Here is a 12,317-nt window from a genome sequence, read left to right as displayed (position 1 = left end):
GCTATCTCCGCAGAGCGTATGGCGACAGATACAACGTCGAAAAGATAAACAGCCAGACGACGTCGACAAAGTGCCAATAGAGTCCGCCGATGCGCAGCGCCGCACTGCGCTTTGCATCGAAGTAGCCGAGCGCGGTCCACAGCAACAGGAACGCAAGCACGACCAGTCCGATGATCACGTGGACCATATGAAACCCGGTGATCGTGAAATAGAGCGAGCCGTATAAATGTGTCCGGATGCCGTACGGATGGTTGGCCCATTCACGCATCTGAATGGCGACAAAGACTGTACCCATGATGATGGCGATCGCGAGGGCGGCGATGCCACGGCGGGTATCCGAACGTCGCACACATCGTTCGCTATACCAGACCACCACGCTGCTCGACAGCAGGACGACGGTATTGATTGCGCCAAGGCCGAGCTTGGGCAAGCCTTCGGGGGGCCAAGGGGAGGGCGTTTGCACGGCAAGATAGAGATAGGAGACGATCAGATAGCCGAACAACGCGCCTTCCGTTGCGATCAACGTCAGGCATCCCCACCAGCCGCCCGAACGTTCACCCGGACTACCAACAGGCAGGGTCTCGCTGTCGGGCAAGTCATGGATCGACACGCTGCTCATGGCTGGACCTCGTGGGTTGGCAAAGGAGGTGACGGCTCGCGTTGGCCCAGCTCTCGAAGCGGCCATAGCCACGCCGCAATGAATGCACCCGACGCGACGATCATCAGACCGGTGAACCACCACGACTGTAGGGCCAGTCCACAGAAGATCAGCGATGTCGACAGGCCGAGCCAGAACGGTGTCGAAGAGTCTCCCGGCATCTTGAGCAGGACATCAGGCTCGGCATCGGCGACGGTCGTGCCCAGCGCCTCTCGCCCGTTGTCGAGCAGGTACCCGTGTTTCAGATCGGAGCGGGCACGCCCATCGAGCCGTGTTTCCCAGAGCGGATGGCGGCTGCCGACCCGAGGTGCGACCGCAAAGTTATAGGGCGGTGGCGGCGACGGGATCGACCACTCGAGCGTCGGGGCGTCCCAGGGATTGTCGCCGGCAGCCGCACCGCGTCGAAGGCTGTATGCCACGTCAACAAGAAACAGCAGCACGCCAAACGCAAAAACGAACGCGCCGATGGAGGTGATCATATTGACCGTGTTCCAGCCCATATCAGGCGCATAGGTATAGATGCGCCTGGGCATGCCGAGCAATCCGGCGATATGCATCGGAAAGAACGCGACGTTGAACCCGACAAACAACACCCAGAACGCGATACGGCCGAGCTTCTCGCTGGTCATGCGGCCCGTGAACTTCGGGAACCAGAAATAGATGCCCCCGAGCACGGGAAACACATTGATCCCAAGCAGCACGTAATGCAGGTGAGCCACGATGAAGTAGGTGTCGGTCAACTGCCAGTCGAGCGGTACGGCGGCGGTCAACACGCCTGACAGGCCACCGATGACGAACAGGAAGACAAAGCCCGCGAAGTAAAGAAACGGCACGCGAAACACCGGACGTCCGGTCCAGATCGTGGCGATCCACGCGAAAGTGGCAACCGCGCTCGGAATCGCGATGATCATGCTGGTTGAGCCGAAGAACGACAGTGCGAGTGCGGACATGCCTGTCGCGAACATGTGGTGGATCCAGACGACAAAACCGACGACCATCGTGGCGACCGTCGACAGGGCGACAGGCATGTAGCCGACGAGCGGACGCCGGCAAAACACCGGCAATGCGTCGGAGACGATCCCCATGGCCGGCAGTACGACCGCATAGACCCAAGGATGAGCAAAGATCCAGAAGAGATGCTGCCAGAGCAGCGAGCGGCCGCCGTTGAGCACATCGAAAAAGTGGGTGCCCATGCGCCGATCGAGCCAGAGCATCAGAAACGCAAGACTCACCGACGGTACGGCAAGCAGGTTGCCGCCGGACGCTGTCAGCGTGCCCCATACCAGCACGGGTACTCGACCGATCGACATGCCAGGCGCTCGCATGCGCAAGAATGTCACGACAAAGTTCATCGACCCTACGGTTGTCGAGATGCCTAGCAGCACCATACCAAGCGCGTATACGTCGATATTGGGTCCGGTGTTGTACTGCAGCCCGGACAAGGGCGTGTAGTTGAACCACCCTGCGTTGGGTGCCTCGCCAAGCGGAAAGCTTGCGTAGAGGAAGAGTCCGGCGAACAGGAATATCCAGTAGGAAAAGGCGTTGAGGCGCGGAAACGCCATGTCGCGCGCGCCGAGCACCAGCGGCCAGAGATAGTTCGAAAAGCCGGAAAGCACGGGCAACGCATACAGAAAAATCATCGTGATGCCGTGCATCGTGAACAGCTGGTTGTACTGTTCGGGCGTCAGTAACGTTTCATTCGGGCGTGCGAGCTGCAAGCGGATGATCAGCGCCTCAATGCCGCCGGCGATCAGAAACACAAAGGCGGTCACCAGATAACGCAGGCCGATCGATTTGTGGTCGACGCTCGAGATCCAGCCTTTCAGGCCCGGCTCGGATTCCCACATCTCATGCAGCTTGCGCTCGGCTTCGCTGCCGGGCTCGACGCTACCGAGCCGGAGCACGCGCGCGAGCGGCGCGTCATCGTGCACGCGATCAAGCGCGCTATGAGGTTCGACTTGATCTGACATGGCAGGGCATGAGGTAGGGAATCACTTCAGTGTGCTCAGATACGCCATCAATGCGTTGGCCTCGTCCGGATCGAGCGCAATGGACGGCATCAATGAATCGGGCTTGATCTGCTGCGCGTGCGTGATCCATTCACGCTGGTTGGCCTCATTGTTGATCAGCGTGCCGGCCGCAATCGTTCTTCGGGAATCGAGGTGCGTCAGGTCCGGCCCCTCTACGCCTGAGGCATCGGTACCTCGAATCGTGTGGCACGCCGCACAGCGCGCACCGAAAAACTTTTGACCGCCATGCCAATCGCCAAGACCCGCGTTGCCGCTGGTGTCGGCACCATCGGCCGCGGCCGCCGTTTTCTGCGAGGTGAGCGCTGGCGCCTGCTGCGCGCGTAGCCATGCGTCGAAAGCGTCGCGCGGCTCAGCGACGACTTCGAACCCCATATGCGCGTGCTGCTCGCCGCAAAACTGCGTGCATTGCCCGCGATAGATGCCGGGATGGTCGGCCTCGATCCATTGCTCGTTCGTGATACCCGGGATTGCCTGCGTCTTGCCGGCAAGCTGCGGGACCCAGAACGCATGGATGACATCGGCGCTATGCAGCACGATGCGAACCGGTTCGCCGACGGGGATATGCAGTTCGTTGGCGGTGGTGATCGCGCCGGACGAACCCGGATAGTCGATCTTCCACCACCAGTCATACGCGGTGACGTCGACGGAAAGTCGGGCCGGCCGGCTCGGCATTGCGACGGATTCGAGCGTCACAAGCATGTAGATCAGTGCGCCAAACAGGCCGACCGTCGACAACCCCGTGCCGATCCAGACCCAACGCATGCCTCCGGCATCGGCGCACAGTGGTTTCTCCGGCTCGGCGTGGCGACGTCGCACGATCGCCGCGACGAGCAAGCCCGTGACGACGATTGCAACGACGCTGGTCAGGGCGAGCAAGGCCCAGGCAAGTCGCAGCGTCGGCATTGCCGCCGGGCCGGATGCGCGCAGCACATATTCGAGAGGAGCGGTGTCCGTGATCAAGGGCGCATTGCGGGCTTGGGGTCAATGAGACCGGCCAGCGTCGAACACGGAATACGTGGTTTGAGCTTGCCGGATCACGACACGCAGTCGTCGATCGACACGTCACGGATGCAACCGGCACCTGACTGCGCGTTGCGCACATCGGGTAGCAATATTCGATCCCCGGGTACTGCGCCGCACGAAGTCGGAGACGTGCCGGGGTTCCATTTGCGGCGAAGGCGCTTTGCAGAGCGTCGTCGGTCAAGCTGAGGATTGAACAACGGAGGCGAGCTGCATCGCTTCAAATTTTCCGATTTCTTCGTGTCCGGGTGGCGTGATCAGCAGGAAATACAGCGGTGCAGGCTGACTTCCTGTCCGCTAGCCGACATTTTGATGGCGTGTCCGAATTCGAATAGTTTCGTACGACAACTCAGGTCGAAGCCAGTCTGGATGACGCTCTTTCATTCCCGTAAATTAGAAGCTGAAGGTTGTATTCAATCAACAACTCCGAAGTCGTCTCGCTCTCGTTGCAGCCGCGCGTTGCCTCATCCTTTTCAGGTCTGTTTTGCGAGCGGCGATTGCCTGGTCTGCAGGCCGTGCTTGCGTAAGGAGCTTCACAATGCCTCGATGGAGAATGGCTTCAATGGCGTCGCAATCCGTCAGCGACCCGATCGTATTGACACGAGATGACTTCGTCGTTGTGTCCGGTTATTCCTATGCAAGTTCAGGCCAGTATTTTGGCGTGTTGAAAGTCAAGCGCCGAACGGACGGGCGTCAGCTATTCCCCTACGAAGGCGCCCCGCAAATCGGTCCGTTTTCATCCGGATACGAAGCGCGCACAGCGGCCGAGCAGTATGGTCAGGCGATCGTTGATATGGATCTGGCAACGCCTGAGACCTGACGACGTCCATGCGCGGATGAGCGGTCATGAGGCATAGGCCTTGCTCGATGCTGTCGACTTGCACGCGTCTTCATCGTTCGAACCCAGGGGAGAAAGAACATGATGTCGATTGAACGCAGCGACAGTGGCCGGTGGTCCCGTATTCTCTTCGGACTACACGGAGGGGGAACGCAGTCGCGTCGATTGGCGAAGTCGCAGTACGTACCTTCTGCATCGTGCACGGTGAAGGTGCTGGACCGGGAACGCGAATATACGGTCACCGTGTCATGGGTGGACCCCGTCGGCTGTCGATATGAGGCTCAACTCTGGCGTCGCGGTGTCGCGCGCAGAAGCGGCGTGTGTGCGCTGTCCGGGCAAGCCATTCACTCGGGTGACGATATTTACAGGCCGGGCCATAGCGTGCCGCGTTCGGTCAACTGCCAGTCCATGATCCTCGCCGACGTATTGTCGAACGACGGGGAATGGATTCAACGCCGGCCAGGACGAGTTCACCACGAAGCCGTTTGATTCGGTTGCTGCCGTGGCCGTCAGGCTCATGCGGCAGACAACACCCTGAGCTTATTCCCGGCGCACGACACGACGTTCCGGTGCGCCAACACACAGTCATTGACGACGCGCCCTGCAGGCAAGCGACGCGGTATTTACCCGAGGATGTCCTATCGAAGCGATGACGATTGAAGCAATCTGGTTCATCCTGATCGGCGCGCTATTGACGTTTATGGCGCTTGCCGGCGGCCCGATCCGGCGGTTGCCTCTGACCGGCGCAATGATTTACATCGTCGTGGGGTTTGTTGCCGGACCTGCTGTGTTGGGGCTTGTCGGTTCCGCCACACTCTCGGATCCTCGTTTGCTTCGGATGCTCGCCGAGACGGGTCTCGTCGTGTCGCTCTTCGCGATCGGCATGCACTTGCGTTTGCCGTTGACGAACCCCTTGTGGCGATGGCCCATTCGTCTCGGCGTCGTCGCGATGGCCGTATCGATCGGCTTACTGGCTGTGATTGGGGTGTACGGACTCGGGCTGAGTGTCGGAAGCGCCATTTTCCTGGCGGCCGCGCTTGCACCCACCGATCCGGTGCTCGCCAACGAGCTTCGCGTTCAAACCGCCGGTGACGATGAACCCGTGCGGTTTGCGCTGTCAGGCGAAGGGGGGCTCAATGACGGCGCCGCCTACCCGATGGCCATACTCGGGCTCGCCCTGTGTGGCGCACATCCATTCGGGACGCACTCGCGGATCGGGTTTGCATTGAGCGCATTGTGGGGCATCGCGGGCGCTTTGCTGCTGGGATGGCTGCTGTCCTGGTTATTTGCCAAGATCGTATTTTCGCTTCGCACCCGGTTCCGCGAGGCTATCGGCTTCGACGGCTTTCTTGCGCTGGGGCTCACGCTCGCCGCGTACGGCGCGGCGCTTCTGATCCACACCTACGCTTTCATTGCGGTATTTGCTGCAGGCGTTGCACTGCGCCGGGAGGAGATGCGTGCGACGGGCACGGTGCGGCCCGAGGAAGTGCTGGAGGACGTGCCGCGTGGCGCACGTCATGACGTCGCGAGCGATCCCGAACGCGCGCACGCCTATATGGCCGAAGCCATGCTTGAATTTACGGTGGAGATCGAGCGGCTCGCCGAGTTCTTTCTGATGGTGTTGATCGGATGCGTGGTGTCGGCACACTGGCGCGAGCTTCTGGATTTCACGGCGTGGCTTCCGGCGTTGTGCCTGTTCTTTGTCGCGCGGCCGCTTGCGACTGCGATTGCCATGGCGGGATCGCGCGCGCATCGTGGCCCCCGGCGCGTGATCGGATGGATGGGCATCCGCGGCGTTGGCGCGTTTTACTACGCGATGTTCGGGATTGAACAGGCCGGGCCGCAACTCAGTCCGATACTGCCCGCGGTGCTCGCGACCATCGTGCTCTCGGTGTTCTTGCACGGCGCGACAGCCGGCTTCGTGCTCGATCGTTACTTCGATCGGGGTGGTGCCTCCGCGCGGTAACCGGAATTCGTTACCGCTACGGGTACCTTTCCCGAGGTACCGCGGTTTCAGCGCGCTCGCTTTCAGATTGATCGATTGGCCGGGTGCGGTGCCCGTTTTGCCTCGAATATCAGGGTACGTTCAGTGGGGTCCTGAATCCGACGGCCTGCGGTGGCTCAAGTCGTGGACAAGCTGGATCAGTTCTTCGATATCCACCGGTTTCTGGCAAAAGCCGTCAAAGCCGGCCTGTTCGTATTGAATGACGTCCTTGTCGTAACCCAGCGCGGTCACCGCGATAATCGCGCCTTTGTAGCCTTGCGACCTGAGCGTGCGCGCGACTTCAACCCCTGAAATATCGGGGAGCGTGATGTCAAGAAGGATCACATCGGGTTGGAAGGCATCCGCGCTTTTGAGTGCGGATCGCCCGTTGTTCGCAATGGTCGTGTCGTAGTGCTCCAGGCCGAATACCGTGGCGAGGACTTCGGCGGTGTCGTGATGATCGTCTACGACGAGCACGCGTACAGGCACGTGCGCGACGCTTGCTGGTTCATGCCATTGCAGACATCGTCCGGAACTTGAGAGAGGAAGGTGGAAACGCATGATGTCGTGAGTCGCGGGTGACTGCAACCAAGGCTGCAATGGGCGTGCCCGTCGCAGCGCCGGGGCAACGTGCCAGGCCGATCGGTATGTCGCGATGCCGGAGGACTTCGTTTTGCTGGGGATGGCGTAACCCACGGCTTGGGGCGGACGGAATGCGAGTACTTTTTTCACACGGCACGGCACGGCACGGCACGGCACGGCACGGCACGGGACCGTCATTTTTGCCAGTGAGATCCCCAGCAGCGCGCACGCCGGGTGGATCGGAATCCAGGGTGAATGACCGGCGCATCATCTCCGTGCCGGCCACGCATCTCCGGCTCCCCGGCCGAATCAGTTTGATTCATAATATCCCGTCCCCTTTTTGTCTACGTCTTGCACTTGACCGATTCGACTCCGCTTGGCTGCTCGATCCGTACTTTGAGGTCTCGCCATGGCCGCTAAAAACGCGAGTGTGTTGCCGAGTCAGATGCACCATCTGATCGTCGGCGTCGGCGCATCGGCTGGCGGCATCCAGCCCTTGCTCGAGTTCTTCGGGGCGCTGCCGGCCAGGACGTCCATGACGTTTGTCGTGGTCATGCACCTGTCTCCCGACCATGAAAGTTCGCTGGCGTCGCTGATCCAGAAGTCGACCGAAATGCCGGTCATCCAGGTCGTCGACCCCTGCAGTATTGAACCTGACCATGTCTATCTGATCGCGCCGTCGCTTGCGCTGACCATGGTCGACGATTATCTGCGCATCGAGCCCAGCCATCACGAGGAAGGGCGGCGATCGGCGATTGACTTGTTTTTCCGCACGCTCGGCGAAGCGCACCGTGAACGGTCGATCGGCATCGTATTGTCGGGCGCGGGCTCCGACGGGGCTGCAGGCATCGCGCGGGTCAAGGAAATGGGCGGCATCACGTTCGCCCAGGATCCCTCGGAGGCGGAATACGACAGCATGCCGCGCAGTGCGATCGCCACGAATATGGTGGACTTCGTGCTGACCGCCGCGGAAATGCCGCAGCGCCTGATCGATCTCTCGACCACCGCCCGGCAGATTCACTTGCCGGCCAGCGCGAACGATGAGGATGCCGTCGGCGAGGCGTCCGGGAGCGATGAGCGGGCGCTTCGCGAGATTCTCGTGATCCTGCGCACACGCACTGCCCACGATTTTCGGCACTACAAGCGTGCTACCGTGCTGCGGCGTATCGAGCGGCGCATGCAGGTCAACGGCATTTCCGATTTGCAGGCGTATCGCGACTATCTGCACACGCACATCGAGGAGACGCACGGCCTGTTGCAGGACATGCTGATCAGCGTGACGAATTTCTTTCGCGACAAAGAAGCCTTCGATCTGCTTGAATCCGATGTGCTGCCGGGCTTGTTTGAAAACCGCAACGAACAGGACCGTATCCGCGTGTGGTCGGTGGGATGTGCAACGGGTGAAGAGGCTTATTCGCTTGCGATCCTTCTTCAAGAGCACGCGATCCAGCAGCGCGACGAGGCAGCGTTCCAGATATTCGCCACCGATATCGACGAGCGTGCGGTCGCGGCCGCGCGTCTCGGTCTCTATCCGGATGCCATTCTTGCGGACGTCTCGACGAGTCGGATCAGGCAGTTCTTCACGAAAGACGCGAGTCACTATCGCATCCGTAAAGAGCTGCGCGAACACATGCTGTTCGCTCACCACAATGTGCTGAGCGATCCGCCGTTTTCCCGGCTTGATCTGATCTGCTGCCGCAATTTGCTGATTTACCTCGATCGCGAAGCGCAGCTCGAAGTGCTCAGGATGTTCCACTTCGCACTGCGGCCCAACGGCGTGTTGTTCCTTGGCGGGTCAGAGTCGGCCGATGGCGTGAACTCGCTCTTTACGGTGGTCGACAAACGGCATCGTATTTATCGCGCGAATGGTACCTTTCGCGGCGACACACCGTTGCCGACGTCCGTGACGGGCAGCGTCACGATGCGTCCCGCCGTTGCGACCCATCAGGCACCGGGCCGCAGGCGTTTCTCGTTTGGCGATCTGCACCAACGGCTCGTCGAGCAGCACGCGCCGCCAAGCGTGCTCGTGAACCGCGACTCTGAAATCGTCCACCTTTCCGACCGGGCAGGCCGATTTCTCCAGTACGCGGGCGGCGAACCTTCGCACAATGTCGTCAGCGCCGTGCGGCCCGAGCTGCGCCTCGACCTTCGTACGGCGATCTACCAGGCGCTGCACACCAACCGCAGTGTCGAAGCGCGGCGAGTGAGTATTCAGCGGGAAGGGCGTTCGTATTTCGTCAATATGACGGCGCGGCCCGTTCATGACCCCGAGTCCAATGCAGACTTCGTGCTCGTGCTGTTCGACGAAGTCGAAGACAGCATGGCGAGCGACGACAAGGTGGCGGCCGATTCGAAGCGCGACCCTATCATCGACGAGCTCGAGCGTGAGCTTCAACGTACCAAGGGGCAGCTTCAGACCACGATCGAGCAGTCGGAAACATCGACCGAGGAACTTAAAGCGTCGAATGAGGAGCTGCAGGCGATCAACGAGGAGCTTCGATCAGCCACCGAGGAGCTCGAGACCAGCAAGGAAGAGCTGCAGTCGATCAACGAAGAGCTGACGACCGTCAATGCGGAGCTCAAGTCGAAGGTCGAGGAAACCGGCAAGATCAACGACGACCTGCGCAATCTGATTGCGGCGAACGATATCGGCACGATCTTCGTCGATCGCAATATGCGCATCAAGCGGTTCACGCCGCGCGCGACCGATGTGTTCAGCATTATCGGATCGGATATCGGGCGTTCATTGCTGGACATCACGCACCGGCTTCAATATGACAGGCTTGCCGATGATGCGGCGGACGCATTCGAGACACTCCGCCTGATCGAGCGCGAACTCGAAAGCAATGACGGGCGCTGGTATCTCGCGCGCTTCGTACCGTACCGCACGACGGAAGACCGTATCGATGGCGCCGTGCTGTCGTTTATCGACATCACCGGACGCCGTCGCGCGGAAGAACGTCTGCGCGACGAGGCGCGTGTGGAATCGACAGAGGCGCACGACTCGACACGTCGCCGCGATGAATTCCTTGCCGTGGTCTCGCATGAACTCAAGCATCCGTTGAACCTGATATCGGCGAGCGCCGAGCTGATCGCGCGATTGCCGGATTCCCGGCAGAGTCTGTCGATTTCCCGTGCGACAGACACGATTCGTCGAACCGTGCAGGGCCAGGCACAGATCATTGACGACCTGCTCGATATTTCGCGCGTGCGCACCGGCAAGCTGTCGATGGTCCGCACGGCGATCGACGTGCGCGACGTGCTCGAGCATGTGGTGGGCGCGGTTCGCGAGGAAGCGCAGAGTCGTTCGTTGAAGCTGATGCTGTCGGTTCCCGAAGCGCCCGTCATCATTCACGCCGACATCACGCGTATTGAGCAGGTCGTCTGGAACCTGGTCAGCAACGCGCTGAAATTCACCGGCGACGGTGGTCGAATCGAGGTGATGCTGTCACTGGACGACGACACTCACGCCGAACTGCGCGTCGCGGATACCGGGGTGGGGATCGAAGAGAGCTTCTTGCCCAATGTGTTCGATATGTTCGAACAGAGCCGCGCGGCGTCGTCCCGTCGGGGCGGTCTCGGCATCGGGCTTGCGCTGGTGAAAGAACTCGTCGCGTTGCACGGCGGCGCAGTCAGCGCCCAATCCGACGGCCCGGGACGCGGAGCGACGTTTATCGTCAGACTGCCGCTGCGCCACGTTCCCGCGCAACGCCCGGATGCGAGCTGGAGCTTACCGCCTGAATCGCTTCAAGGCCTGCGTGTGCTGATGGTCGACGACGATGCAGTGACGGTCGATACCTTCCGCCTGTTGCTCGAAACCGAAGGGGCGTTCGTCGAGACGGCAACCAGTGGACGAGAGGGGCTCGAGGCCATTGCACGCCGCACCCCCGACATCATTCTCTCGGACATCGGCATGCCGGGCATGAATGGTTTTGAGTTTATCGGGGAAGCAAGGAAACGCTCCGATCTGAGCGACGTGATCTGCATCGCGCTGAGCGGCTACGCCCACGATCCCGATGAGGACGGCGCGTCGCGAGCGGGATTCGACGCGCATTTGACGAAGCCCATCGCGATCGACGATCTGCTTGCCGCCATTTCGAGTGCACGCCTGCGGCGTGAGCCGCCGAAAACGGCCGCCAGGTAACGGCGGGGCACGATGGCACGGACTTTTGTTTATTCGAACCGGCCACTCGACGGCGTGATCTACGAGGATGATCTCGTGGCGATCGATCGCGCCGGGTTTGCAGTCGACCTCAATCGCGTCGTCATCGATACGGTCGCACCGTTTGTCGGGTCCGCGGAGCGCCCGCAGCTCTGCGCGATGCTGCGAAGGGCTGGCGCGCTCGACACCGTCGTGGTGTTCGAGCTCGCCGATCTCGGCGCAAACCCGCGGGACATGTTGCTGACGATCGATACCTGCCGTCGCAATGATATTGCCCTGCATTGCATCGAAATCGGCGCGACGGATCTTGCAAAGCGCACACCGCCGCCGCTCGTGAGGGCGCTGCGTGCGTTGGTGCGCCTCGAAACCGCCTCCCGGCGCGAGCGCAGCAAGACGAGCATCGCCGCTGCGCGCGACAACGGGCGCCGTCCGGGGCGGCCGCCGGCGCTGTCGGAGCGCGAACAAAAGACGGTGCTGCGCACTCTCGAGCGCGGTGTCTCCGTGAGCGAAGTGGCGAGGCAATTTTCGACCTCGCGGCAGACAATCCTGCGTATCCGCGACGCAGCCGAGTAGCTGTCCATCTGCTTGAAACCACCTGACAGTTCGCTTGATCATGCCAGAGGTCAACTGCGCTATACCTTCGTAGGCTTTCTCCCTTGCGTGTGCGCTTCCTACAATGAACCAAGGTTTGTTGGCTCGTAATCGTTTAGGGTCGCTCGTGGTCGATCGTGGTCGTTGGTGGTCGCTCGTGATCGCAGAACGTGCAGCAGGGAGGTCGATATGAAGGGTGTCCGTCGTGCAGTTATGTGTTCGTTCTGGCTTGCGTGCGCTGCGCTTGTTTCGTCGAGCGCCTGGGCACAGCAGAACAGTTCCACTCAGTCTCAGGCGCAGTCCGATCCGTCGATGGCGACGGCGCCGCAATCCACGCAGGCGTCCGCGCCGGAGCATCACGCCTGGTGGCACCACAGCGACGCAGACGACCGTATGCACAATCCGAATAGCTGCGTGGGGCCAACGAGTTTCTGCAATCTGTACTTCGGAGG

At 61.0% G+C, this 12,317-nt stretch carries 9 protein-coding genes; 5 read left to right on the top strand and 4 right to left on the bottom strand.

The features are described from left to right. Position 1 precedes the first annotated feature (1 nt). The 3 genes from ACMFWR_RS22545 to coxB are packed head-to-tail and all read right to left on the bottom strand — an operon-like array spanning position 2 to position 3,648. Entirely contained in the window at positions 2-619 is a 618-nt protein-coding gene (locus ACMFWR_RS22545) for a heme-copper oxidase subunit III (RefSeq protein ID WP_413196913.1), read from the bottom strand. Continuing rightward, complete coding sequence (ctaD, locus tag ACMFWR_RS22540; RefSeq protein ID WP_413196912.1) at positions 616-2,628, bottom strand: cytochrome c oxidase subunit I; 2,013 nt, start codon at positions 2,626-2,628, stop codon at positions 616-618. The genes ACMFWR_RS22545 and ctaD overlap by 4 nt, the downstream gene beginning before the upstream one ends. A gap of 21 nt (positions 2,629-2,649) precedes the next feature. Beyond that, positions 2,650-3,648, bottom strand: coding sequence for a cytochrome c oxidase subunit II (gene coxB / locus ACMFWR_RS22535; RefSeq protein ID WP_413196911.1), 999 nt, complete (start codon positions 3,646-3,648; stop codon positions 2,650-2,652). Between the two features lie 622 nt (positions 3,649-4,270). Here coxB and ACMFWR_RS22530 point away from each other — a divergent pair. From ACMFWR_RS22530 to ACMFWR_RS22520, 3 genes are all read left to right on the top strand, one after another. Beyond that, positions 4,271-4,528, top strand: coding sequence for a DUF6723 family protein (locus ACMFWR_RS22530; protein ID WP_413196910.1), 258 nt, complete (start codon positions 4,271-4,273; stop codon positions 4,526-4,528). Between the two features lie 99 nt (positions 4,529-4,627). After that, positions 4,628-5,035, top strand: a complete 408-nt coding sequence (locus tag ACMFWR_RS22525) for a DUF3331 domain-containing protein (protein ID WP_413196909.1) — start codon at positions 4,628-4,630, stop codon at positions 5,033-5,035. Positions 5,036-5,195: 160 nt separating this feature from the next. Then, on the top strand, positions 5,196-6,512 hold the full coding sequence (locus ACMFWR_RS22520; RefSeq protein ID WP_413196908.1) for a cation:proton antiporter: 1,317 nt from the start codon (positions 5,196-5,198) through the stop codon (positions 6,510-6,512). A 120-nt stretch (positions 6,513-6,632) separates the two neighbouring features. Here the strand turns inward: ACMFWR_RS22520 and ACMFWR_RS22515 are convergent, their stop codons facing one another. Next, positions 6,633-7,262 (bottom strand): response regulator transcription factor, encoded by a 630-nt coding sequence (locus tag ACMFWR_RS22515; RefSeq protein WP_413196907.1) that lies wholly within the window; start codon positions 7,260-7,262, stop codon positions 6,633-6,635. Between the two features lie 259 nt (positions 7,263-7,521). Here ACMFWR_RS22515 and ACMFWR_RS22510 point away from each other — a divergent pair, with 259 nt between their 5' ends. Then, positions 7,522-11,256, top strand: coding sequence for a CheR family methyltransferase (locus ACMFWR_RS22510; protein WP_413196906.1), 3,735 nt, complete (start codon positions 7,522-7,524; stop codon positions 11,254-11,256). Positions 11,257-11,268: 12 nt separating this feature from the next. After that, on the top strand, positions 11,269-11,847 hold the full coding sequence (locus tag ACMFWR_RS22505; protein ID WP_413196905.1) for a recombinase family protein: 579 nt from the start codon (positions 11,269-11,271) through the stop codon (positions 11,845-11,847). Positions 11,848-12,317 lie beyond the last annotated feature (470 nt).

It is taken from the genome of Pararobbsia alpina (genome assembly GCF_965118125.1).
Classification (GTDB): Bacteria; Pseudomonadota; Gammaproteobacteria; order Burkholderiales; family Burkholderiaceae; genus Pararobbsia; species Pararobbsia alpina_A.
The sequence above is the reverse complement of the archived record's forward strand: the minus strand, read 5'-3'. Positions and strand labels throughout refer to the sequence as shown.

Excerpts from the sequence above, each read along its gene's own strand:
- ACMFWR_RS22545 (WP_413196913.1), bottom strand. The coding sequence starts at position 619 with ATGAGCAGCGTGTCGATCCATGACTTGCCCGACAGCGAGACCCTGCCT.
- ctaD (WP_413196912.1), bottom strand. The coding sequence starts at position 2,628 with ATGTCAGATCAAGTCGAACCTCATAGCGCGCTTGATCGCGTGCACGAT.
- ACMFWR_RS22530 (WP_413196910.1), top strand. The coding sequence starts at position 4,271 with ATGGCGTCGCAATCCGTCAGCGACCCGATCGTATTGACACGAGATGAC.
- ACMFWR_RS22525 (WP_413196909.1), top strand. The coding sequence starts at position 4,628 with ATGATGTCGATTGAACGCAGCGACAGTGGCCGGTGGTCCCGTATTCTC.
- ACMFWR_RS22520 (WP_413196908.1), top strand. The coding sequence starts at position 5,196 with ATGACGATTGAAGCAATCTGGTTCATCCTGATCGGCGCGCTATTGACG.
- ACMFWR_RS22510 (WP_413196906.1), top strand. The coding sequence starts at position 7,522 with ATGGCCGCTAAAAACGCGAGTGTGTTGCCGAGTCAGATGCACCATCTG.
- ACMFWR_RS22505 (WP_413196905.1), top strand. The coding sequence starts at position 11,269 with ATGGCACGGACTTTTGTTTATTCGAACCGGCCACTCGACGGCGTGATC.